Genomic DNA, 25,724 nt, shown 5'->3' with positions numbered 1-25,724 from the left:
AAGCCATGAGGTAGGAAAAACATGGGTTGAGATTGCTTCCCGACCGTCGTATCGGACGAAAATATGTTGCAGTTGCGTAAGTCTTGATCTATTTAGGATTGGTATAATATTATAGCGGATTCCACTTTTGTGAGGTACACCTACGCGAGCTTTCTGGCTCGCACTGATCAGATTTAATTATTAATATCTGTAGTTCATGTACTTGGAATTTTCTGTAAATAGAAATGAAAAATACTTGGCAAGAAAGTAGGATATTCTGAGTCTTGTTTTCCTTAACAAAATACTACCAAAAAATCTAATTTTCTGACTCAATAAAACTTCGTAATATTCCCATTAATTTAGGGATATTATTCAAGAAATATTCATTAGGATCGACTTCTACTACTTTATCAAATAATTTCATAAATTTCCAGTTAGTACCAGTAGTGACAGAGCCATAAATTGTTTGATTATTGTTTTGCCGTTGATTAACTATTTGTGCTGCTACCATCTCAGCAATACACTGACTTAAACCTGATTGAATATTATCATTTTTCGCTTCTACAATTATAGCAACTGGAGATTTAATAATTAATTGAGATGGAGATTTACTAATAATAAAATCGCAATAACCAATCAATCCTAATTGGCTATCTACATTAAATTCTCTACCGGAAAAAAGACTAATATTTGATTTGAATTGTTGTTTTAGTTCAATCAAAATTGGTGTAATAATCATTTCCGATCTAGCTTTTTCTGTAGCAATTTCTAAAGCTAAAGGAGTATTGTATTCCAGGCATTGTTTTAAGAAATCACTAATTTCTATTTCTGGAATTTTGTTGAAAAGTTTTGGCTTTTCAACAATATTTATCCCAAAAGTTTGTTCAACTGTTTCTAAAGTAAATTGACTATAAGACATCTGATTTTAACTTACAAAAAAATACCTTTTTCAAATTTACAGCGGATTATATAAGGGGTGAGGTAAACCCACGCGGGCAAGATACTCATGCTAGGAATATTTAATTATTAATATTTCTACTTCATATACTTCTTACAGCAGATTCAATTTTGGTGAGGTACACTCACGGAAGCAAGATGCACGGTTCCCGAAAAATCGCTACTTATGAAGATTTAATTATTAAATCTGTATTAATATACTTGGAATGTGCTTTCAATAATGGATGATTGATAATTACCTCTCCCTAAAAAGAAGAGAATTGAATAAAAGGAAAAAATTGATTTCTCAAGGGGAGATTAGATATGGTTAGGAAACCCATCCATCTCACCCTAAGGGAAGCTCCGCTGACGACCGCTTTTTCCCCTTTAAAGGGGAGGCTTCAAGCCATGAATCATTTAATTATTAATCCTTCGGTGAAATTTGCTATATCTCTAGCCCTTCTTCCTTCTTCCTTCCTCCCTCTTCCTTCCTAACTAAAAAGTTTAATTAACCAACGATTAACTTCACCATCATCAGCATTTTCACTCCGCTCTAAAGCAGTTTTTACTAATGAAATTTCCAATCCAGGTAAAACATTTGAAATTTGTATTTCTCGACTACCACCATCAATTATTTCAAATGCAATTACATCATAATTATTAGTATTAATAACCCAATATTCATGCACTCCCAGTTTTTCATAGAGTAATCTTTTAGAACCTAAATCATCACCCAAACTGGTAGTAGCAATTTCTATTACTAATGTCGGTGGTGCATATTGGTTTAAATCAATAGCTTGATTACTTCTAGTCGGAAGATTTGCTACTTTTCCCAGATAAAAAGATGAATCAGGTTGACATTCTCTAATTTCTGCTTTTCGATAACTAACATTAGTAAATTCTACAACTGGAATATTTTTTAAAGTGGCAAATAAACTAATTAGTCTAGCAACAATAGCATTATCTCTGCCATGACTCATACCTAAGGGACTCATTTCAATTTTCATATAACCACGGTCATAATAAAATTTACCATTTTTATATACAGATTGATTAGTTAATTGCAGAAAATATTGCCAGCTAATTTGTTGCCAAGTATCAGTTAAAATTTCAGATTTTTTAGGAACAGTTTTGAGCATAATTATTCTTCTTAATAGCAATAAATAAAGTAAATTAGTAATAAGCGTAGGTTGGGTTGAGAAAGGAAACCTAAGAATAATACAATACAGTTCAGATAATACCAAAATTCGTAAGGTATCGATCTATAAACTCATGGTAAGCATTCAGCAGAGAGTATTTGCGTAAGTCCTGATTCATATTCTAACACAACCTAGAAAATATATTTTCTACTACTTAAAATAACAAGGAGCAAAAAAAATTGCTCCTTAGTATCAAAATATCTAAAGATAATTTACCAATGGATAATTATAAAAATTTTCAACTTTGAGTAAAAAGCTTACCTTTTTAAATGCAAAATTTATTCAATTTATTACAAGATTTAGCAATCAAATAATTATCCATTACCTATCAATAAAAATGATACTATTTAATATTTTTCAAAACATTAATAATCTCTTCAGGGTCAAGACGATTTTTATAATCTGGATCAACAAAAGCATGAATAACTGTACCATCAGTTGCAACTACATAAGTACCAGAAATTGGTAATTCAAAACTTTCATCACCATTATAAGCAGCTAAGTCAATACCAAAACTTTGATAAATTTTGTTTACTTCTTCGGGAAGTTGAAAGACTAAACCAAATTCTTTAGCGACTTGATTTCCCGCATCACTTAATACTTCAAAAGTTAATTCATTTTTCTCTGTAGTAGAAAGAGAATTATCTGGAGTTTCTGGAGAAATTGCAATTAATTTTGCTCCTAATTCTGTAATTTGTGGCAGATACTTTTGTAAACCTCTTAATTCCATATTACAATAAGGACACCATCCACCACGATAGAAGGAAATTATTACTGGATTTTTTGCTAATAAAGAGTTTAATTCTACTGTTTTACCTGTTACATTTGGCAAGCTAAAATTCGGAACTTTTGCTCCTACTTTTAAGCTATTGTCAACAATACCAGAATCAGCTAAATCAACTACAGCTTTATTCATTTTTTCCTTAGCTTCTTCTGGTAGTTTTGCTTCTATTTCAGTTTTAAGTTGTTCTAAACTTTTGGTTAAGTTCATAGTATTTCCTCTGTTTTTGAATTGAGATTTCAATTAAGACAAAATATCAATTTTACGATAACTTTATCATAAAAAGAAATATTATCAAAATAATTAGGTCAGGACTTACGCAAAGGTACTATATCATATATATATCAGGACTTACGCAAAGAGACTATATATGGAGTATTGGTGCGTTGTGCATTGTGCGCTTTACATGTCGCGTAACGAAACGCACCCTAATAATAGCGTTCATGGGTAAGTCCTGTAGATTTAAAAAACTATTGCGCATGGGGTTTTAAGCACTATATCTAGGGTCGCTGTGTAAATCCTGTAGGTCTAAAACTCCGCGTTAATCAGCAAAACTTTTTTGGAGCGTTGCTCTCATCTCCGTTACAGAAACAACTTCTGATTTCTGACTTCTGACTTCCTTATAGAGCGATCGCTCTCTCTATGAAATTTATTAAAATTAACCCATTAATTGAGCAAAGTAAGCAGCATCTAGTGGAGGAATCTTAGTTAATGTCAAATTTTCTGCAACATGGTTAGGAGATTTCATCCCTACTAAAGCGGAACATAAACCAGGAACGCTGCGAGTAAATTGTAAGGCAGATAACGCCCCTGTTTCTTGGTTTTCCCCAAGAGCAGTCATAATTTTTTGAGGGAGTTGCTTCAGGTTTTTAGCTTGAGCAATAGAAGCACTAGCGATCGCTTTAATCCCAAGTTGGTTGGCTGCGGTAATAGCGGGTAAAATTTTGCCATCTACAAATTGAGTAGGAGTAATTATTGCTTCTGTCATTGCTAAGTTAATTGGTAGTTGGATAAATTGGAAGCGATCGCTTTTTTCTCCTGCTATTTGTTGCGCAATAGATTTAGTTTTAGCTAAGTCAATATGTTTGATATCAGTTGGTGGCACTCGAAAACCTTGCCAAGTAGCGATTCCATAAGCAGTTATTTTGCCAGCATCAGCAGCTTTTTCTAGGACTGAAAAAACACCTTGCAAACGGCGATAAAATTCATCAGCAGGAATAATTCCTAATTGAGTTTCTGGGTTATGTAAATAATAGATATCAATAGTTTCTAGACCCAAATTTATTAAGCTGCGTTCAAGTTGGTCTTGAATATATTCTGGGTGCATACAGTGAACACCTGCTACCATATCTGTTGGTTGAATATTAAATTTTTGGTTATCTATATATTGTTGTTTAAACCATTTTTCTTTTTCTCTATTAGGAATAAAACCACCTTTAGAACAAATGATTAATTCCTCTCGCGATACGGTTTTTGATTCTATTAATTTAAGCAGGGCTTTTTTGACACTAAGTTCGCCGTGCTGATACCGATAATTTATGGCAGTATCTATTAAATTTATGCCGTTTTTTACTGATTTAATAATTGCTTCTGTCACTAAATTATTTGTTGCTGCATCTGAGGAACCTAGATATGTACCAATACCTATAGAACTGGCAGTCAAATTATTAAATTCTCGAAAGTGTTTAGCCGGATATTTTGTTTGATGAAGCTGAGCATAATACTTAGTTTTTGTTGTTGTTGCTTTGCCTAAAATCACTTTTTTTACTCCTCATTAATCATCATTAATTTGTTTAAGAATATACAATTAAGGTCAGAAAAAATTTATCATATAGTTAACCTCAAACAGGAAGTTTATATAAATCACAGTTCTGTCAAAAAAAATCTGAACTAACTAAATAGTATTTGAAAATAATATATCAATCCTATTTTAGTTGTGTACAAAATTTCATTGCTTTTAGGGAACAGTGAATAGGTAGGACTCTCTGCTTTTTTCTGAACTAAAAACTAAATTTTTTATAGGAGGCTAACTGATAACTCAATTTACCGTTCATCAGCTCGTATTACTAATAACACCCTAGTAGTTTTATTGATATCTTCCGGTGCATCCGACAACATAATCATGCTTGTATCTAGATAGTCAATTTTCCATATATATTCCACCCCATCTATTGTCACTTTACCCATTTCATGTAAACCTTTAGGGTCATTTTCAGGTGTAAAATTAGAAAAATCTTGAATTTCTTTAAATAGTTCTTTTTGTTTTTTTCTCGGCAATGCTAATACTTGCCTACTCATTCTATATTCTCCTAAACTTTTATCTCCATTCCTAAAGCGATCATTCAACTTAGTTATTGTTGTTTTTTTTACTTCTTTTTCTGTTGTTCTATTCCACAATTCTTGAGCAGAAAATCCTAGAGATTTTACGGCATTAAAAGCTGCTAAATTCCATTGATTTACTGATTCAACTTTAGCTTTTAAAGATGACCAATTTATTTGATTATCAATTTTTATCAATCTTTCTGGCTGAGGTTTCTCTTCGATTAAAAGTAAAGTTAAATATGGCATTTTTTGCAGTTTATCCAATGGAGAAGGTGACATATCTCCCCCATAATGGTTAATCCAAACTTGATAAAGATAATTATTTCCTGATAAATGGAATAGCACATATACTGGTGCCACAGAAATAGCTCCTACTTTTGTGATAAAAACTCCAGCTTTAGCAGTCACTTTCACAGAAGTTTCTAAATCACAACTTTTTCCAGGAGGAAGTTTTAATAAAAACAATGGTTCATAATCTTTCGTTAAATTTGTTCCTGTAGAGAGAGGCAAAAAAACTTGACTTTTTTCAGAACGAGGACTAATTAAAATCCAATTCCAAGTTGATGTACCTATTGGAGACTGACTAAATATTTTAAAAAAATCATTTTGTTGAGATTCAAATTGTTTATATTGATTTAGTTGATTTAATAGTTGTTTATTTCTGCTCATTTTTATTCAAAAATTTGATTTTAAATTTTTTTTAGTTACTGATTTTTGATAGTTAAAATTAGCTGTCTATTATTTTTAGACTTTTTTTTATACTATAAGCAAGTTATACAATAGTAGTTTACTGAAAATTTGGGGTATGTGCTTCCCCTTTTAAGGGGAGAAAAAAATAAACTTCAGTATTTAGAGCTTCTAGCAACAACTGCCAGGTACTAATAACTGATAACTGAAATTACCTCTTATGTTTTATAATAACTTACTAAATAATATAGTCAAAAAATTGATTATGGCTTTAGTTAATATATGAATCTTAAAATTTAGTGCCATCTATTCTGATTACTAGCCTACTTACTTCTATGTTGATTTTTTTTTGGCCAGAATGTCATAAGGTTGAACTTAGTTTGAGTAGTTACATTTTCTCTAAGTTTGGGTATTAAGTTTTAAAAATTTGATAGTACGTCCAATATATTAAAAGTCATAGAGATTTTGGGTACAAATATTGGTATTTGACTCAGGTCATTTAAGTGATTAGTTAGCCTCCTAAGTAATAATTTAATCAGGAATCAAAATTAAGAGTTTATATTTTATATATATTTAAGATGTTGAGAAATTAGAGAAAATGGGTGTATCTCATAGAGCACCAAAATACTTTTTTCTTATTCTCTGTTCCCAGTTAAGTGTTCCCTAAAGGCAATAAATTTTGGGCTTTCTTCATCCATTGAGATGCACCCGAGAAAATACTTGATTGACTGAGGATAATTATACAAATTAAACTTAGATAAGTAAGTAGTATTATTGATATAATCTATAGCAATCCGTGCATAGGTTGTGACAAAGCAAAAAGTAAATAAAAAAACTGGTAAACATTTCCTGCGGAATGTTGCACAAACAGCCGTCAGCTATCAGTCATCAGCTACTACTTTTAGTTTTTGATAAAAGCTTTATTCTTCAAAATTAAATTTGAGTAAAAAATTTAGTTTTCAAGTCTATATTCATTAAAACCTCCTCTTTAAGGTTAAAATTTTATAGCTAAAAGTTGACAGCTAATATTTTAATGCTTACAAAAACTGAAACTTTCACTCGTTTCTTAAAAGCAATGAAATTTTGTCAAGGAATCAAATATAATTGTTATATAGTAATATAAAATCATTTGTGAAAAAAAATTCTAGGGGTTTGGTCTCCAAATCCCTATGATAAAATCTTACAATATATTTAGGATTACTATATTGAAAATAATGTTGTATGAAATACAAATTTAGCTACTATGGCAAATGTAAATGGAACTTGGTTAGGTACTTATTGGCAAGAGGAATATCCGACAAGATTTGAAGCTACTTTAGTTCAAGCTGGTAATAGTTTGAGTGGTAATATTTTAGATGATAGTTATTTGGGAGAAGCAATATTAAGTGGTGAAGTTATTGGACGTAAGATTAGTTTTTTTAAACAATATTTGACAGGTTCAAAATACACTATTAATTATGTTGGTACTATTTCTGAAGATGAAAATTTTATGCAAGGAGAATGGCGAATAAATAGGTTTGATTCTGGTATTTGGGAAGCTCATAAAAGTAATGAATACCTCATGTCTGAACTAAAAAATATTTTATCTAAAGAGTTAGTTTCATCATTTTAGTTATCAGTTATTAATTTCTCTAACTAAATGTCGAAAATCATGGTGGAGAAATTATAGTAGACGTAGGTTGGGTTGTTCCCGTTAGGGTTGCGTAGCATGGAACGAAACCCAACATCAAGAGATTTCCATGTAAAAAAATATCCCATTAGTTACGAAAATTAGGTTAACGATAGAGTAGAAAATTGGGATAATTTATATTTTGCTACTCCCTTTCAGGTCATAAAAAGTGCCAAAGAAATTTTGTCTAATACCTATTCTCAAAAACTTTACTATACTTGGGTTTTTTATTTATAAATACTATTTATTGACGTAATTGTATTGTTAACTAGCTTTTGTGGTTTTTCTAGTTATTTTTACCACCTTCCAAGTATAGCATTACTTTTCATAAAGTGGGGAAAGGAAGGGGTTTGGAGTTGGCGATCGCCCGTCAAATTATTGTGGAAAAACATGGTGGATAAATTATAGTTAATTCTACAGAAGGAAAAGGAACTAAATTTATAATTTTGTTGGTAATAGGGAATGTTATGTTGGGTTGAATAGTTATAATTAGGGGGTTGCACATTAAAGAATGATAATCGGTTTTTCAGTAATTAATAATGAACAATTAATAATTAATAATTATCCCTTCTTCAAAGAAGGAGATTGACTCCAAGGAAATTTTTTGATTTATCCTTTTAAAAAGGGAGGCTTCAAGGCGTGAATTGTTGAATGAATAATTACTGACTATCACCTATCACCTATTAACTATTAATTATTAATTATTAATTATTTAGTAACTCTAGATATATAAATAAAAGAATTATCTAAAAATATCTACTTTCAGACTTCATCATTCCTAATTGTGCAACGCCACTGGAAAAATTAGATTTGGGCAGTGAGGCGATCGCCAGTTTATAGACAAATATAAGTCTGTATTGGTTTAAGTTAAACCTAGTGTTAAATCTAGGAAATATTAATTTGTAATTCGGGAGTTATGAAATTAAAAAGATAGGATTTATTTTTCAATAGTTGTATTTGCTCCTTGGGTTTTATATATCATTTTTGTTCTTTCCTTTTTTCAATTTCAGCAATGGGTAAAAATAATTCTTCTTCGATTTTATTTCTTACTTCACGAGTGACAAAATAATCACTCATTAAACATTCTATTAGCAGTTCGTTAGCGTCATAATATTTTTGCAGTAATTCTATTTTTTCTTCATTAAATTGCATTTGTTCTTGGGTAAGTTGCCAGTCGTGACCAATATTTCTATATGCCATCATTATATCTCTTAATTCTTGAATCCAATTATAACCATTTATTTTCCACCACTCGTTCATATTTTGTTCGTCTTGTTGGTAATTAGGTAGTTTATTTTTGAGGTGTTGAAGTGAATATTCAAGATTTGGTTCCAGGTCAAAATTTAAAATACTTTCAATATCTTCGGATAAAACAGAATAATTCCCATAATAAGCATCAGTAAACAGGCTTTGAAACTTTTTATCTAGCACAATATAATTGTTAAAAGTATGATAATCTGCTGAGGAATAATAGTAGATAAAGTAATTTTTTAATTCATCAGTATCTATATACCTAAATTCTAATAATTCATCAACAAATTTTGAATATATTCCAGCTCTCATAGTATCATCGTAAGCACAGTCTTCCTCTAGTTCTAAGTAAAAAGCACGGATGTTAGCAGCTTTTAATGGCAGTTTAATTGAACTAGCTTTTTGATGACCCCAGTTTAGAAAGCTTTGTAATATTTCATCTTGTGCTAATAAATTATCAATTTTATCCTTCATTAATAACAAAAATTCATCAGCATTTTGCAGCATACCAGCTACTAACAGAAACACCTCGCGCCAACGAATTTCACTAACATGATTTACCAAAATTTTTAAACCATTAGAAGTTGCATAAATTCCCCTTGCTGTAAAATATTCGTGAAAAGTCAAATGAGAAAAAGAATAAATACCACGCGCTCTTTCTACAAATAATCCATGCTGTGCTTCAATAGATTTCAACACTGCTTCACTATCTATCAACAAAGCTTCTGGATCGGTTTTAGCATCAGGTAAATTTTCAATATAAACAACAATCTTTTCCTGTAATTCTTTTTGTTTAAAAAAGTAATCGCCCCGTTCAAAAGTTTTCACAGCAACCTGACTAAGCAAGTCTTCTTTTCGCCTCAGAGATAACATTTTATAAACTTGGTCTCGTTCAATACCACGTTTAGCATCCCACTTACTTAAAAGTATATTTACTCCTCTTTCATAAAGTTCAGAACGATTTGTGGGAAAATCCAAATAATCTTCAAATTCTAAACATAAAAGAGTTAATAATAAAGGATTTGTAGCTAATTCTTTAACTGGTTGATTTTCCTGAAGTTTATAAATAAATTTCTTACCTATCTCTGGATTTTTAGATTTAAACCAATTATTAGCAAAATTGTTTATTTGCTCATTATCAAAGTCAGCTACTTGTACATCTGTAAATTTATCAAAGTTATATTCCCGTGCAGCAATGCGACAAGTTATGACAAATTTATTCTTAGAATATTGAGTGGAAAAATGCAGAATTTGTTTTAATACATGATTATAATCTGCTTCTCTAACTTCATCCAAACCATCAAGTAAAATTAATGCTCTGCCATTTTTGAAAAGGCTATCTATTTCTATATCAGAAACAGTATCATCAGAAAAAAAATGAGTTATATATTCTAGTATAGTAGGTTGATTATCTGCCTCTGCAAACTGTCTGAGAGTAATAAAAATTGGCACAAGATTTGTAAGGAAATATCCGTCAATACATTGAATAGCTAAATATTTTAAGAATGTAGTTTTTCCTGCTCCTGGTTTACCTAAAACCATCAATTTTGAATAACGTTTAACAATTTCTATTCCCGGTATTCTTTCCTGACTAACTTCACCAATTTCAAAACGTTCAAAATTTTCAGCATTGTACTCTTTATAAATTTGAGAAATATCTTTTCTTATCCGACCCGTGATTTTTTCCAAGATATTAACGTTTGTATAAATATCATTTAAGCCAATAGATTGATTCATATCTAATACTTTCATAGTGCCACATTTGTCTAAAATAATTTCTCGAATATTTAGACGTACTTTGGCTACTAAATCATTAATATTGTCTGGGGAAAGATCAACTTGATTAGATTCAGAGAAATTACTAGAACGATATTTATCTACTAAAAAGTTTTGTAGCTTATTCCGTTTACCAGGTCCTTTACCTCCTATGCTAAATTTATTATAAACATTGCTCATCCGAGTACGAAATGTTGAATCAGATATATGGAGCTTTTGTGCTATTTCTAAGTCTGACTTTCCAGTGCTAAAAACTTCTATAAAGACTTCTTCTTGTTCTGGGGAAAGTTCATATTTTCTGGCAATGTCAGTTAAAAAATCTTTTGGTAAAGACATCAGATAATTATTATTTATATTCAAATAGTATTTCCAACTAGATAAACTATTATAAATCAAAGATATAGCAATTCCCATACTTGTGAGGTACAGTTTTCTATCCCCCCTTGCCCCCCTTTGAAAGGGGGGAAGTGAACAAAAAGTCCCCCTTTCGAAGGGGGATTTAGGGGGATTATCAATGTACCTTACTAGCCTAGGAAATGCTATATTTAAAAGAATAAGTTTACCCAAAAATTAGAGATATGTTAGCCTATGTCAGTCTATGTCAGCCTATGTTTGAAAGATATCTCCTAAAAATAACTGCAATAGTATATTCAGACATTCAAATTAGGAAATATACAAATGTTTTCAACCACTAATTCTCATTGGAAAAATACTAATCCCTTTAACTGTCAAAGAATTATTCATGGTAAATATCAACATCGTTATTTACTCCTCAAAACCCGACATCAAGCTCAAGAAAAAATCATTATTGTTTGCCATTTCTTAACTCTTCATAGTCTCGATAATAACCTAATTCAAGAATTAAAAAATACCCTGAACCGCCAAGTAAAAATAGAGATTGGTTGGGGATGGCAAAAAGATCTTGATAATATAATTATTCCTGGTAATGGTTGGTGGAAATTAACACCTCCTAATACTTGGAAATATAATGCTATGTTTAAACTACAAGAACTTAAACTACTTTACCCTCAATATTTTCAACTTAAACTGATGGGAACTCACTCTAAATATTGGGTATGTGATGATAAATTTGCTGTAGTAACTAGCGCCAATATTCTCTGTTCTCAACCTGGAAAAACTAATAAATACTATGAAGAAACTGGACTATGGACAAATAATATTAACCAGATTCAAAATTTCATTAACTCTTTTACTCAAGTACCTAACTTAGCAGCCAAAAAAAGTTAACTAGGAATTGAAAAAAATTAGATAGAATAAAGTCAGGTGAGTAAATATTACAGGACTTACCCAAAGGTACTATATATGATATGGAGTCTTGCTCAGTTACGCTACCGCTTTTCATGTCGCGTAGCGTTTTATGTCCGCTCAAGCGCGGAAAACGCACCCTACTAGACCGTTTCATCTAAAAATGTAGGTTTTGTTTCACTGTCGTTCTACCCAACAAAGCTTTGTTGCTGTTGGGTTTCGTGCCTCAACCCAACCTACATCTATTGCATCATTTTAAGCGTTCATGGGTAAATCCTAATCAGTTATCAATCAGTAGAGAGTGAACCTCCGAGTTTAGTCGGAGGTTGGAAATACTGAAGTTAAATATTTCTCTTGGTCGATTGGATATGGTGAGGAAACCTCGCCATCCCTCGACCGCTTTTTCATCCCCTTAAAAGGGGAGACTTTGGACTTGATTTTTTGGTAAAACCTGACCTTGCGATCCCCCCTAACCCCATTTTCAAGGGGTTAGGAGGGTTCAAATTTTGCATATCTTGAACAAATTAGTATCAGAAGCTTATCCAAACAAATGTGTTTGTCCCTTAACTTCAACAGCACCCCGATAAATTGTGCGACTACCTTTTGGTATCGAAATCCAGCCAAACTCTTGCAAACGGTAAGTCAAATTAGAAATACTCACCCCTAACTCATCTTTGATTTTATAAAGGTTTGACCACTTGGTTAAATCTCTGCCTTGTCTTTTCTCTTCCAGAATAGATTTCGGCATTAATAAACAACCAGCAAAATATTGTGCTTGCCATTCGATAGAGTTTATTTTACTCTTATCTGCACCCCGACACACAAAAGGTTCTTCCGACTCTTTTGGTTTTCCGTAATCACCAAGAGCCAGTTCTAACTGTTTCACAACTCCATCTGCTTCGTCCTGATTAATATGTAGCACCCAATGACCAATTTCATGAGCTAGAGTTGATTCTTGAAATCCTTGAGGTTTGTCTAAAATTTCCTCATTGATTTCAATCAGTCGTTCTGTTGGTAATATTCGAGCAGCGATCGCTCCTTCTTTATCAGGCGGAATTTTATCCCAAACTACTCCCAAATCCAAAAAATCAGCTACCAAAGAAGCATCAAAAGGCCAACTGGGAGCAAAATTGCTGGTTTTGTGCATTTGTCTGAGAATATCATTTGCCCGATGCTCAATCGACTCTTTGCGATAAAAGCTATAGGGTTTCAGGATACTCATACATCATTCTCCCTTGCTGCTTGAGATATTCTTTGAGCAAACTCAGGATTTTCTTGTACTCGTCGGAATAATGCTAGCATCTCTCTAGGATTTTGCCTGAGAATTTCCTGGTACTGTTGAGGAATCCTCCCAGCCAGGAAAATTAATTCCTCTGGATTCAAATTGAGATTCTTCGCTAGTCCGCGAATCACTTCTTCTTTTGGCGCATAGTCTGCGCGATCGTTTTCTAGCTTGGACAAATAGGTGAAGTCCACTCCTAGATTTTTGGCCAACTCCCTTTGGGAGTATCCTTTGTCCTTGCGGGCCTTTCTAATTAGATTTCCAAAACTGTTTACCACGGCTTTTTACCTCCTGGTAAGTATTTTAGACTAATTTGATGAAAATTTCAACTTTTTGCTTGACGTTTAAATCAACAAGCGCTACAATAAAATTAAGTTGATAAAAAAGTCAATTAAATTACACTACTGGTAAGGTTGAAAATTCAGTCAATCAAAATCATACTCTATATATAGTGTCATGGTCAAATTGGCTAATTGTAAATTTACCCTTAGTCTTCACAAGTATAGTCCACCTGGAGGATACCATCATGCTAAGAACCTGGACAGAGACCCACTACAAATTGGAAGACGAAGATTGGCTGTATATTGCCACCCATGAAGAACAGAATGCTGCCTCTCTTGTGTGCCCAGGTTATGCCAGGGATGGGGAAGGTTTCAGTATTCACTTTACTCCTGCTCACATAGAAATGTTAGAGCATTTAGTGGGAGCATTACGAATCATTAAAGCTCAGGAACAAGCAACTACAGATTATAAATATCCAGAACCAGGAAAATTTTCACAACTACTTAATTAGGGAGTAGGGAGTAGGGGGGGGAGAAAGGCAGAAGGAAAAGTAGTGGGAGCATCTTGCTCCCGTACTTGCTAGCACGAACTCGCGGGCAACATGCGGGAGAATATACTTGCGAGCAAGATGCACGGTTCCCGAAAAATCCCACTGGGGATTATTTATTTCCATCTCCTGTAACTACATGCGACTACCAATTAGGTTTTTCCGTAACTCCTGATTGTATCTGGATAATTAGGGATCGAACTTTGTTCTGCTGAAGCGATCGCCAAACTTATTTTCATTTGAAAGGCAAATCTCCCTCTTCGCTTTTTAAGCTTTCAGCGTATTCTATTGTAATTATTTCAACAGTGGGAGCATCCTGCTCCCGTGCTCCTAGGCAGGAACTCAGGAGCAGGATGCACGGTTCCCGAAAAATCCCACTGGGGGTTGTTTATCTGGATTTCCTGTAAGTACACAGGATGTTTGATATTTATACACCTTAAAAAGATGATATCTGATAGCTTATAGTTGACAGTTAAATGCTACTTCAACTAACAACAAAAAACTCGAAACAAACTAAACTAAAAAGAAAGAAAAAAATGTCTAATACTAATACAAAACCTAAAATAGATGTTTTTGGTTATAAACCAAAACAAGCCTTATTAGTACCAGAAATTCCTATTGCGGTTCGTAATAATTGTCAATCAGGACAATGGGTAATTGGCGACACAGATTACGGTTCCAAAGTATCAATGACAATCCTTAAATTCAGCAAATTTTTTGGTAATTTAGGTCAAACAATTAATACATTATGGGGTCAACTTTGGTTTGTTGCTGAATCAGGAGAATTACCTCAAGGAGTATTAATGGTGACATATATTAAAAGTCGTTCTTTGAATGATTTTAATCGTTTAATTGCTTCAGTTCAAGCCAATGGAATTGAACCAGCCACAGGAATTTTTATTCCTGAATTTGTGAAACATAGCGGTCAAAAACCAGATAAAAATGGAGTAGTAAAACCTATTAATTATTACAGTTTAAAATGGCATTGGCAAGAACGTACAGACTGGTCAATTATTCATCAAGCAGCAGCAGTGCTTTCTGAGGAAAATAATCTATCAAGAATGATTGATTTAGATGGTACCAGAAAAATGGTTTGTTTAGATAATTTATCTCCCCATGAAACTGCTAGTTTGATGTCTGCTCATACTAATCCTCAAGATTCAGGAAAGAGTTTAAATTTTGGTAATGATACAACTTTATTATCTGGAAATCAGCCTGTAGCTAGTGCATTATCTTCATAAATTTTTAAGCATTTAGCATTCAGTTATCAGCACTCAGCTATGGGTTATTAACTCATTATTTTCAAAGGATAAATTAATTCCAAAGAGAATTAAAAGTTATTGAGAAAAAGGCTGTCAGTTAATCTTAGTAAGTATTACATTCAAAAGCCTCAAACAAAAGCTGATAGTGGATATCAAATCCGCTAGTATCGGTATAATTCTCTCTCCGTAGGGGTTTGGTCTCCAATTTTTCGGGAACCGTACCCTCTACAAACTAAGAGTTTTTACCAATAATGATGGTAGAACCTTATTCTCCAAAACAGCGGATTTGAGATGACTGCTAAGAGCGCTAATAAAAAATCTGAAAACTCCAGGAAATACAAATGATTAAAATTCGCAAATTCACTATTCATCAGGGTACAAAAACACCACTAAAGCAACAGTGGGAAGATAATTTGCACGGCAAAATAGAAGTTAAGCATCAAATTCGAGCTGATACTATTAATGACTTGGAAAACTTTAGTCAAGATTTGCAACATATTAGTTTGGTTGTTGAATCTATTCGCAAAAATCACCAAGTATTACTAACAGAAAATGATCGGTTAAATCGACTATTTTAGAGTTGATAAATTATTGTGATTTTTGGAAAAAGAATCCTTGTGAAAAAATACCAAAAAAATCTCAACTTATTATCTCTATAAACAGCTAATCAAACATTAAATACTGCTCAATAATATGAAGCTATTTTGACACAAATTCGGAAATTAGGTTAAGCAGTAAGTGTGGCAAAGATGGCAAATTAATTAATAATTATTAATTATTAATTATCTAGAGTAGGGGCGGTTTTTAGCTATAATTTTTGTGCTGACTTTAAGATTTATACAAACCCGCCCTTTCAGTTATCAGTAGTAAATATAGTAGTGGAATGACACAGAGAAAATGGTGTAATACGAGTTATAAATTAATTAACTCGACAGTGCAAAGTTCTAGCGATCGCTATTGCTAACTAAGGCTTTCAGCCATCTAAAAATTTAGAAACTTTCTATCCAAGTTTGTAGGCATTGCCAACCTTTATTAGCAATACTTTCAGCCTGGAAATAAATCATTTTTTAGGATAACTTTGTACTCTCCAGTATTTAATAATCATTAATTATGTATAGTAGGAGCGGGTTTTAGCTATAATTTTTGTGGTTACTTTAAGATTTATACAAACGCGCCCTAATGCACAAAATTAGATGTGCCAGTTCACTAGGTTAAGTCGCAATTAAATTCAGATTACTAAGAGAGGAAAAAAAATGACAACAACTACTTCTGAAAACAGCAAATTTAAAGTAATGAAATCCTTTGAGCAAATTTTAAATGCTCGCAAAAATATCACATCAAAAGTAGCAACTAAGGAGGAAGAAGCAGAGAAAGAAAAAGGTAAACAAATCTTAGAAACTGCTGTTACTTATACTAATGATACTATTGTTAAAGGTTTAGCCGATCTACAATTAGATTTTGGTAGTATTGTGAACCAATTATTACAAAACTTACACCAAGAATCGGCAAAACTTAATGAATTAAAACTTGCCATTGAAATAGAAAATCAACATTTACAAGAGTTACAAAAAATTCGGGTTGTTGCTGATGCACTCCATATTTTAACTCAAGAACATCAAGAAAAGTTAGGGTTAATAGAACGTAATTTTAACGAACATCAAGAAAATTTGACAAAAGATATGACGACTAAGCGCAAAGCTTGGCAAAAAGAACAACAAGAGTTTGAATTAACAATTGAAGAACAAAATCAATTGTTAATTAAACAACGGGAAAAAGAGGTTTCTGACTATCAATATGAGTTAGAACGTCAACGTAAAATTGAAACAGATGACTACGAAGAAATGAAACGAAATATGGAACGAGAATTACGATATTTAGGTCAACAAAAAGAAAAACAATGGCAAGAAAGGGAAAGTTATTTGGCAGAAAATCAAACTAAATTTGAAGCAGACAGAGAGAAAGTTAATGGTTTTGAAGAAGAGTTGAAACAGGCTTTTGTTAAAGCTAAAGAAGAGGCAGTTCAAGAAGCCAACCGGGAGGCAAAAGTTAAAGCTGATTTATTTGCCAAAGAATGGGAAGGAATGAAGAATGGTTATGAATTAAAAATTCAATCTTTGTCAGAAACTATTCAGCGACAAACTGAACAAATTAGTGATATTTCTACTCAGTTACAAGCTGCTATTCAGCAAACACAAGATTTAGCAATGAGAGCTTTTGCTAGTTCTAATAATAGTTCTCAATCTAAATAAAATAGTACAAGTATCTTGCTTGTAACTATAGCAATTCTAAATAGGTTGTAAGATTTCAACCTAGGGGTTTGGTCTCCAAACCCTAGCAACGGGATTTAGAAACCAAACCCCTAAAGTTTTCTTTCACAAATTATTTAGGATTACTATATTAGCAAATAGCAAATAATCAATGATTTTTAAACTTTTGAGCTGATAGCTAATCGCTCTAAATAACTTGTAAGATTTCATCTAACGGGGTTTGGTCTCCAAACCCTAGTTGTAGGTTGGGTTGTTCGCGCACTTCCTTGCGAAGCATGGAACGAAACCTAACAATATTAAAGGAGTTCAAGTCAAAAGTCAAAAGTAAGCATTCAGCGCTCAACTATTAGGCGTAGATTGGGTTGAGTAAAGCGGAAGCAAACTACATTTTTAAGGGTGTCAGTTCACTACTCGAACGAGACAACTAATTTAGTGCGTTAGATTCTGGAGCGGGTTTATAATAATTAATAATAAATAATTAATAATTACCTTTAGTTAAAAGGGAGAGATAGTAGACAATAAGTAGAAATCTTATTTCATTATTCATTATTCATTAATGTCTAACCTGCCCCTACCCCATGCACAATTTTAGATATTTCAGTCAACTACTTACAAAATAAATAGGAGAAAAAACAAATGACTAAATCAGTTAATTCTAAAAGTACCAAAGCTGAAATTTTACAAGCTTTTCAGGAATTAAAATCAGAAAATTCTTTCTTAGAAGCAGAAATAGAACAGTTAAGTCAGGGAGGAAAAGCTACTACTCAAACATCTGCAAATTCCAGTTCAAATCAACCAGAAAAAGAGGTCAAACAAACTATGAAATCAAATCAAACTCTTAACAAACAAACTATGCAATATACAATTGAAAATTTACTCGCACTCCAAAATGGTTTTGGTGGAGCTATTAGCGAATTATCAGAAAAGCTCACTTCAGAAGCTACTAAATTAGGAGAAGTTAGAGAAAAAGTTGCAGAAGAAATTAAACAATTAAACCATTTACATAATTTAGAAAATGTTGAAGACAATACTTTAGATAATTTGATTCAACAATATGAACAAAACTCTAAAGAATTTGAAGCTGAATTTAGCGATCGCCAGGAAAATTTACAACAGGAAATGGAGTCTAGTAAAAAAACTTGGGAGAAGGAACAACAGGAATATCAACGCAATATTAAAGAACGAAATGAACAGGAAAATAAAGTTCGGCAACGGGAGGCAGAAACTTATCAATATGATTTGGATTTGCAACGAGATTTAGATATTGATGAATATGAACAAAACAAGAAAAATTTGTATAATGAATTAGAAGAATCTCAAAAAGAACAGGAGAAGTTATGGTCAGAAAAAGAACAGTCTATTTCTGAACGGGAAAAAGAATATGCTGAAGTAGAATTAAAAGTACAAGACTTTGAAAAACAGCTAGAAACTAATATTAAAAATGGAAAAGAAAATGGGCGAAATATTGGTAATTATCAAGCCAAAGTTAAAGCCGATTTATTAGCAAAAGAAGTAGATGGAGAAAAACAATATTATGAACTGCGCATTCAATCTTTACAACAAACAATTCATAATCAAGAACAGCGGATTAAGAGTTTATCTCAACAATTAGATTCCACATTAATTCAGGTTCAAGATTTAGCAGTCAAAGCGATCGAAGGAGCATCAAACTCTCGTTCATTCCAAGCTTTAAAAGAAGTTGTTTTAGACCAAAAAAATCAGCAGAAGAAAAATTAATTTATAATCTAAAACACTTTTCATTTTAGTAGATTAAAAAGTAGTGTATTGTTTCATCTAAAATGGTGCATTAGGAAGACACCGTAGGGGCGGGTTTTACAAGTGAGTTAACGAGTTTTCACAAGTAAGTCAGACAAACCCGCCCCCTTATGATATAATCCACCCTCTAACGGGGCGGGTTTATGTAAATCTTAGAGTAAGCATGAAAATTTCTGATCAAACCCGCCCCTACCCGATGCACAATTTTAGGTGGTCAGTCCATTAGGGTGCGTTACGCTTCGCTAACGCACCTTTTTTATGGAAGAGAAGCCTAACTCCACAGATTAGCTGGTAAAGATGATTTTTAAACTAATAGTGGTGCGTTACGGAAGTGCGCCTTTTCATGTCGCGCAGCGTTATCGTACAGGGACTGCTCCGCTTTCCATGTCGGCTCAAGCGCCGTTTCGCTGCGCGACATATAAAGCGAAGCGCAAAAACGCACCCTACTAATAGCGTTCATGGGTAAGTCCTTTACATTAAAAAGTAGGGACGTTGCACCGACAAAAATGCCTTTCATGTCGCGCCGCGATAGGTCCCTACTTTTTTGTCGATAAATCAAATAAAGTGTTAAACTTTTGTAAAATTGCTCTGCTTTACAAAAAATCAAGGTAGTATCCTTATGCACAATTGATTGATAGTGCTGTTGATTTTGGTAATAAAAATGAAAAGAATTCTTTGTGGATTGTTGTTTTGTCTAATGGTAGCTATGGCTGCATTGACTGTTCCTACTGGCTGTATTACTCCTACAAAAAATGCTCAAGGACATTATGAAAATGTGGTTTTCAATTCTTGCGTTGCGTTGGCAGGACCAAAGCAGAGAAGAGAAGCGAGACGTTAACCTTAAAAGCAGAGACGAGGAGATACATTTTGAGATTGCTTCCCTGTCAGTCACAATGACGAAAATACCTTGTCATGGGTAAGTCCTAAAATAATCAATCTAAGGTATGGGGGAGTTAGTGAACGTAAAGCATTCACCAACTCCCCCTTATTCTCAATAGACTTGAGATTTAACTTGAAATATTCTTCAATTTAATCTATAAATTCCTAGATATATCTATCTTCCAGCTAGTTTGTCACTCCGTGAGGTTCAACCCTTAATTCAGCCACGTCTTCTTTTTTGACAAATCCAGTAAGTCTATCAGTTGTAACCTTTGCCCACCCCGAAGGAATATCTTCTCCCTCATCATTATATGAAGTCAGCATATCTTCTTCGACACAATCTATTACTGGTGAATCATCGTCAGGCTCAGAATATAAAGTTAATGCTTGAAGTTCAAAGATTACAGACTGTGTACCAGCTCCATCAACTCCTGCAATAGCAAAATTCTCAACATCTGGTGCAGCAACTCCATCAACTCCTACTGTAAAAGCAATATCCTCAATAGGAGGCATATCCTCAAAATCTTTTGTACTTCCCAAAGGTTTACATACTGCGCGAGTATGTCTTCTTTCCCTTTCCCTTTCTTGAGCCTCAGTTCCATAAACACACTCAATTCTCAGAAGTTTATTTCTGATCTTTTGGTCGCTCAAATCTACAGAGATAGTTTTTTCTTTTATTATTACTTTTTCATTCTCCGTAACTAAGTTCCATTCAAGAAATTTCAGCTCATTTGCTTCTTTGCTAGCGGTAATTTCAATCTTCTTATGCTGTTTCGTTATTGCATAATATTGCCCAACAACCTGAATCTTTTCCTGACTCAACCCACTGATCTCGAAGCTTGCGCCTGGAGCATTTGGACTCCTCAGATCGATAACACACTGCTTTTGATTGCCTTGCCCGTCTCTGGGAGTATCCACTACTTCATATTCTAGGGTCAACTCAAGAGATTCTAAATTTTCTAGCAGTTTTTCAGAGCTGGCGTTGTTTAGTTGAAATTTCATATCAGACCATGCTGGGGGTAGAGCTAAATGTTGACATTTTTCTCCCGTAGTATCCCCAATAACTGTCTGAAAGAACTGATCGATCTTATTGGATGAATCTAGACGTAACTTTTCTTTTTCAGGTTCAGGCTCTTCATCTTTTTTACCTTTCCTTATACTCCAAGTCAAAATACGAGGAATACTTCTTACCATATATATTTCATCATTTACTCTGACAACCCCCTCATCTTTGATTATTATTTGAGGATAAGTATTGTTTGATTTAAGTAAATCAAGTGATGTTTGTGAGTTTTTATCTTTAAAATGGATATTTATTTCAGCAATTGTTTGAAACTTCATGTAATGGAACTTTGGCCTGATATGGCCAAAATCGAAAGGATTGAAAGAAATCTCTCCTTCTGTTCTCAATTGCTTCATTAAACTTGGGTTTGATTGGTCACTGATAGTAATATTAAAGGTATGGGATGTATGCCTTTTCTCCGTTAAAAAATTCAGTGTTTTCTGTTTGATTTTGTTTAAATTTTGCGTAAATATCGGACTCAATTCTCTTGCTGTCTTGTCCAAGTCTTCAAAAGGCTTATCCTTGATATTATCTATTATTTTGTCAAATAAATTATCTCTATGCCAGCTAATCTCTGACTTCTCAAAAGCAGTTGTTTCATAAGCTTTTGTCATCAAGTACAATTGATAAATTAATTGCTCCTGAGAGCGATTTTCCAGTTCAAGGGCAAAATCTAGTAAATCAGGATCGGCAGCACCTGTTTTTGTTATGGCCTCATCTCCGAGTTTTAAACTCATAAATGTATTTTCTTGAAGTCTATATGATAAGTTGCTAAGTAACTCCAAAGTTGCTAGATATTCCCTGAATAACTCTGTCTTTTCCTTGGTAAATTCTTTGATTTCTGTGATAGTTTGGTTCCATTCTTCGTCTTGTGTTTTGAGTTGATCTGCTTGTGCCAAAATTTTAGACTCAGGAACACTCAACGCCCTAAAGCCAGCAATTACGTCAGATATTGGCGAACTAAGATTTTTAGATATGTATGACCATTGCGATACACTTTCCTCATTTTTTTTCTCTTCTGGTTTTACTTCTTCACTCTGTCCGGGGATGGTTACTTCTGGCTTCTCGGACAATATTATTGCGTTACTACGCTTTCTAGTTGCGATCTCATTTGTTGCTTTCTTACTGCTTTGAATACCTTCCTTGATTTTCTTTAGTACATTCTCCAGACTTTCTTTATTTTCTGAAAATACATCCTTAACTCCTTCAAACTGTTTTGTAAAGTCTTCCCCCCGATTATCTGCAATGGTACTCGTCATTTTACCAACAACCCCTAATACTGGTTGCCCATAAGGTATTAACTGCAATAAGGCTGCCCCCATCTTTAAACCAAACGTGATCTGCGCTTTTTTGTTCTCATCCTTGCTAGCTTCATTTTTCAGCCGAGTTTCAATGTCTGCCAATTTAGTAGATAGCTTATCCAATTTACGTTTTGCAACGTCTATCTTGCTGTCTACTGTTTCAAGTTCTTTTTCAACTTCCTTAATATTGTTCTCTAACTCTTCGGAATTACTCTCAATATCTTTAGTAGTTTTTTTGATGAAATTTTGTTCTTCTATGGCTTTATTATATGAATTAGACACCAACTTAGCAAAGACCAATGACTTGAGAGCATCCTCGATACTATTTTCATATAACTTGATTGTAGTGTTTAAACTCAAAACAGGCATATAACCAGCAGGATTATTAAAGTAATCTTTGTTTCCTGCAATTTGTATTAATAGAGAATTAATTCTCTGTTTACCCTTACTCCACATTATTTTTGAACTACGCTCATTCCATATTTTTAAACTATCCTCATTAGGTACATCTTTTTTTAAAGCATCAGAATAAACTTCAAGAATTTCTTCGATTTTTTCTATAGAAGTGGGATTTTTTAAATATTCATCGCGAGCCCACTGTAAAATGATTTGGAGCTGCTTCGGATGAAGCCAGGCATTAGTGCTTTCTATTTGTTGGTAAGTACCCTTTTCACCATCTTTCTTGTCTGCGTCAGGAGCTTCATAAGATGTACCCTTCTTGGTTTTTGTTGTTTTAATTGTAGTAATATCACTTTCTAAATATTCGGTCTTGTTCCAGAAGTGAAGTACCCGGTGTACCAGAATCTTATATTGGCCTGATTTTGTAGGTATTCCTGCTTCTCCACCATTTACGTAAAGAGCTTTTTTTCCAGGTTCTCCAGGCTTAAGTTCATAATGTAAAGATTGATTAGATTGATTAGATTGATTAGATATAATGTTTCCTCCGTTACCAGGAGAGCCTGGTTTACCAGGCTTTTTAGCATTTGTTCCACTTGTAGGTTCATCTTTGGAACCTACATATTCCATGGGATACGTTGTCATCATGAACCGACTTTCCCATTCATAATACGTCGCCGGAGGATCGAAATTAAAATGAGCCAAATCCTCCGCATCATGACCGTTGTCTATTCTAACATAGTCGTGGTCATAATATTTTTCCACGCTATGTCCATCTTTCCCATGCATACCTTCACCAGCATCCTGCCCATTCCCTCCATTTGCCTTAATAATCGGATTATTTTCATTCTCTATTTTCAAATTCGGATTATTTTTATTCTCTATTTTCAAATCACGAACAAATAAATTGACATTGCCTGCATGTCTTCCATTGGCTCCATCTCTGGCTTTGGCTTTGTCAATCTCATCAGATTCTGAGTCAGCGTTTTTTGCATGGGGTTGATCCCAAGGCAGAGGTGAGGTATTAATACATCCTCCTGACTTGACAATCAATTTTCTGGCAAAAATAGAGACATTACATTCTGGAACGATTAATTCGTCATAAATTTCCAAAACATCGCAGGCAATGATGAGATTTTTGAACTTGACTTTTGGTTCTTCAGATGAAATTTTAGAATTTGGACTCGTCGTCAACTTGTCAAAGTAATTGTTATCATCTTTTTTTAAGACAATATCCTTGCCTATTAATTCAATATTTCCATTTATGTCAGCCGGCTTTAGCCTATTGTATATTGTTGCATTAGCACCAAATATATCATTCTTACATGAAGTATTCACAAATGTTACTGCTTTGGAATAAACAGTGTTGGTCATGATTTTGCTCCTTTTTACAAATGTTTGTAATTTGCTTTAATTAATTAAATCAGATCCGGTACTATCGGTATTGTATAAAAAAGGTAAGGAAGAAAGAAGAAGCTTTAAAAGGTAGATATTTCTTTAAAGAGGTTGTTTGTCAAGAATTATGAAGTGTTTTTATTCCTGGCAAGTGTTGAATTTTTGCTTGGAGAGAATTTAAACATTCTCAAGCTTTTTCAAGTTTGCGATCGCCCACATAAGCTTCTTTAGATTTCTCAAAAAAATTATCAACTCTATGCCTTTTTATCAAGCATAGTGTGTTACTATGTAATCATGGGAAAAAGTACGCGCAGATACGGTAACTTTTCAAACTATAAAAACCATGTTGAGAGCAAATAAACCAATATGACAAATATATCCGTTCAACATGAACCACAACTGCCAGCAAAGTCAACTTTGCCTACCATGTACGACTTACCAAGCGAAAATCCGGAGGAACCAGGTTTGCCAGACGTATTTCACGACTTTCAACCCGAACTTTTACGCCAAACTTTTCAACCCCATAACTGGTATCCCGATAAATTGTTTTGTGGTACCGCTCTGAATCTTTACTACGATGTCAAACATCCTAAATGGTACAAGCGCCCAGACTGGTTTGCAGTTGTGGGAGTGCCGAATTTATATGACGAATGGGATCTGCGCAGGAGCTATGTAGTTTGGGACGAAAAAGTTAACCCGTTGGTAGTGGTAGAATTATTATCTCCGGGCACAGAAGATGAAGATTTAGGAGAGACAATACGAGAACCGGAAAACCTCCGACTAAGTGGGAAGTTTACGAGAGCATTCTGCAAGTGCCTTATTATATTATCTTCAGTCTCTATACAAATGAAATGCAGGGGTTTCGTTTGGTGGGCGATCGCTACCAAAAAGCAGAGTTGATTCAGGGACGTTTGTTGGTTCCGGAGATAGAATTAAGTTTGGGTTTGTGGCAGGGTAGTTTTAATAGTGTAAGTAGACTCTGGTTGCGATGGATGACTTGGGAAGGAGATTTGATACCGACTCTAGAAGAGAAGGAAGCAGCAGCCAAACTGGAGGCCACACTAGCTAAAGAGAAGGAAGCAGTAGCTGAACAACGAGCTACCGATGCTGAACAAAGAGCTACCAATGCCGAACAACAAAAAGAGCGCTTGGCAGCCAAACTGCGAGAGTTGGGTATCGATCCTGACGAGATCTAGAACCCCTAAGCGTATCTATAAAATTAGGTGCGGAGATGGGGAGATGGGAAGATGGGGAGATGGGGAGATGGGGGGATCGGGAGATGGGGAGATGGTGCATAATAGAACTATTTTTATACTTTTTTCCCTATTTTACTTCTCGATTTCTTGACTCCTGTCTCCTGTCTCCTGACTCCCAATCCTCAATGCGTGTAAAGACCCCAAATGGGTTC

The 25,724-nt window shown here is 33.8% G+C and carries 19 protein-coding genes and 1 pseudogene; 11 read left to right on the top strand and 9 right to left on the bottom strand.

Annotated elements, in window-relative coordinates; all coding sequences use genetic code 11:
• Positions 1–295: 295 nt before the first annotated feature.
• From VKJ25_RS06235 to VKJ25_RS06215, 5 genes are all read right to left on the bottom strand, one after another.
• Positions 296–898 carry a hypothetical protein gene (locus VKJ25_RS06235; protein WP_324235763.1) on the bottom strand — a complete coding sequence of 201 codons (603 nt, stop codon included), beginning with the start codon at positions 896–898 and terminating at the stop codon, positions 296–298.
• 508 nt (positions 899–1,406) lie between these two features.
• Positions 1,407–2,054 (bottom strand): Uma2 family endonuclease, encoded by a 648-nt coding sequence (locus VKJ25_RS06230; protein WP_324235762.1) that lies wholly within the window; start codon positions 2,052–2,054, stop codon positions 1,407–1,409.
• 403 nt (positions 2,055–2,457) lie between these two features.
• Entirely contained in the window at positions 2,458–3,105 is a 648-nt protein-coding gene (locus VKJ25_RS06225; protein WP_324235761.1) for a peroxiredoxin-like family protein, read from the bottom strand.
• 448 nt (positions 3,106–3,553) lie between these two features.
• Positions 3,554–4,654: an aldo/keto reductase gene (locus VKJ25_RS06220; protein ID WP_324235760.1), complete on the bottom strand. Its 1,101-nt coding sequence runs from the start codon at positions 4,652–4,654 to the stop codon at positions 3,554–3,556.
• 284 nt (positions 4,655–4,938) lie between these two features.
• Positions 4,939–5,886: a DUF3768 domain-containing protein gene (locus VKJ25_RS06215; RefSeq protein ID WP_324235759.1), complete on the bottom strand. Its 948-nt coding sequence runs from the start codon at positions 5,884–5,886 to the stop codon at positions 4,939–4,941.
• A gap of 1,261 nt (positions 5,887–7,147) precedes the next feature.
• Between VKJ25_RS06215 and VKJ25_RS06210 the strand changes: the two genes are divergently transcribed.
• Both VKJ25_RS06210 and VKJ25_RS24845 read left to right on the top strand, forming a co-directional pair.
• Positions 7,148–7,516, top strand: coding sequence for a hypothetical protein (locus VKJ25_RS06210; RefSeq protein WP_324235758.1), 369 nt, complete (start codon positions 7,148–7,150; stop codon positions 7,514–7,516).
• A 389-nt stretch (positions 7,517–7,905) separates the two neighbouring features.
• Positions 7,906–7,971: pseudogene (locus VKJ25_RS24845) on the top strand (sensor histidine kinase); the annotation flags it as partial.
• Positions 7,972–8,551: 580 nt separating this feature from the next.
• Here VKJ25_RS24845 and VKJ25_RS06205 read toward each other — a convergent pair.
• Positions 8,552–10,936, bottom strand: coding sequence for an NACHT C-terminal helical domain 2-containing protein (locus VKJ25_RS06205; RefSeq protein ID WP_324235757.1), 2,385 nt, complete (start codon positions 10,934–10,936; stop codon positions 8,552–8,554).
• A 342-nt stretch (positions 10,937–11,278) separates the two neighbouring features.
• Here VKJ25_RS06205 and VKJ25_RS06200 point away from each other — a divergent pair, with 342 nt between their 5' ends.
• Positions 11,279–11,848 carry a phospholipase D-like domain-containing protein gene (locus VKJ25_RS06200; protein ID WP_324235756.1) on the top strand — a complete coding sequence of 190 codons (570 nt, stop codon included), beginning with the start codon at positions 11,279–11,281 and terminating at the stop codon, positions 11,846–11,848.
• A 556-nt stretch (positions 11,849–12,404) separates the two neighbouring features.
• Here VKJ25_RS06200 and VKJ25_RS06195 read toward each other — a convergent pair.
• Positions 12,405–13,088, bottom strand: a complete 684-nt coding sequence (locus tag VKJ25_RS06195; RefSeq protein ID WP_324235755.1) for an ImmA/IrrE family metallo-endopeptidase — start codon at positions 13,086–13,088, stop codon at positions 12,405–12,407.
• Positions 13,085–13,426 (bottom strand): helix-turn-helix domain-containing protein, encoded by a 342-nt coding sequence (locus VKJ25_RS06190; protein WP_324235754.1) that lies wholly within the window; start codon positions 13,424–13,426, stop codon positions 13,085–13,087. The genes VKJ25_RS06195 and VKJ25_RS06190 overlap by 4 nt, the downstream gene beginning before the upstream one ends.
• Positions 13,427–13,674: 248 nt before the next feature.
• Between VKJ25_RS06190 and VKJ25_RS06185 the strand changes: the two genes are divergently transcribed.
• The 6 genes from VKJ25_RS06185 to VKJ25_RS06160 all read left to right on the top strand — a co-directional run bounded on the left by VKJ25_RS06185 (position 13,675) and on the right by VKJ25_RS06160 (position 20,120).
• Positions 13,675–13,941: a hypothetical protein gene (locus VKJ25_RS06185; protein WP_324235753.1), complete on the top strand. Its 267-nt coding sequence runs from the start codon at positions 13,675–13,677 to the stop codon at positions 13,939–13,941.
• 572 nt (positions 13,942–14,513) lie between these two features.
• Positions 14,514–15,218 carry a hypothetical protein gene (locus VKJ25_RS06180; protein WP_324235752.1) on the top strand — a complete coding sequence of 235 codons (705 nt, stop codon included), beginning with the start codon at positions 14,514–14,516 and terminating at the stop codon, positions 15,216–15,218.
• A 362-nt stretch (positions 15,219–15,580) separates the two neighbouring features.
• Positions 15,581–15,817 (top strand): hypothetical protein, encoded by a 237-nt coding sequence (locus VKJ25_RS06175; RefSeq protein ID WP_324235751.1) that lies wholly within the window; start codon positions 15,581–15,583, stop codon positions 15,815–15,817.
• 675 nt (positions 15,818–16,492) lie between these two features.
• Complete coding sequence (locus VKJ25_RS06170; protein WP_324235750.1) at positions 16,493–17,488, top strand: hypothetical protein; 996 nt, start codon at positions 16,493–16,495, stop codon at positions 17,486–17,488.
• A 654-nt stretch (positions 17,489–18,142) separates the two neighbouring features.
• Positions 18,143–19,243, top strand: coding sequence for a coiled-coil domain-containing protein (locus VKJ25_RS06165; protein WP_324235749.1), 1,101 nt, complete (start codon positions 18,143–18,145; stop codon positions 19,241–19,243).
• A gap of 700 nt (positions 19,244–19,943) precedes the next feature.
• Positions 19,944–20,120, top strand: coding sequence for a hypothetical protein (locus tag VKJ25_RS06160; RefSeq protein ID WP_324235748.1), 177 nt, complete (start codon positions 19,944–19,946; stop codon positions 20,118–20,120).
• A 227-nt stretch (positions 20,121–20,347) separates the two neighbouring features.
• On the opposite strand, the gene VKJ25_RS06155 is transcribed toward VKJ25_RS06160, so the two are convergent.
• Complete coding sequence (locus VKJ25_RS06155; RefSeq protein ID WP_324235747.1) at positions 20,348–24,295, bottom strand: hypothetical protein; 3,948 nt, start codon at positions 24,293–24,295, stop codon at positions 20,348–20,350.
• A 387-nt stretch (positions 24,296–24,682) separates the two neighbouring features.
• Between VKJ25_RS06155 and VKJ25_RS06150 the strand changes: the two genes are divergently transcribed.
• Together VKJ25_RS06150 and VKJ25_RS06145 are read left to right on the top strand one after the other, a co-directional pair.
• Entirely contained in the window at positions 24,683–25,216 is a 534-nt protein-coding gene (locus VKJ25_RS06150) for a Uma2 family endonuclease (protein ID WP_324235746.1), read from the top strand.
• Positions 25,168–25,512: a hypothetical protein gene (locus VKJ25_RS06145; protein WP_324235745.1), complete on the top strand. Its 345-nt coding sequence runs from the start codon at positions 25,168–25,170 to the stop codon at positions 25,510–25,512. The genes VKJ25_RS06150 and VKJ25_RS06145 overlap by 49 nt, the downstream gene beginning before the upstream one ends.
• Positions 25,513–25,724: the final 212 nt, after the last annotated feature.

Origin of the sequence: Okeania sp. (assembly GCF_035285525.1) — a bacterium.
Lineage (GTDB): Bacteria > Cyanobacteriota > Cyanobacteriia > Cyanobacteriales > Microcoleaceae > Trichodesmium.
The sequence above is the reverse complement of the archived record's forward strand: the minus strand, read 5'-3'. Positions and strand labels throughout refer to the sequence as shown.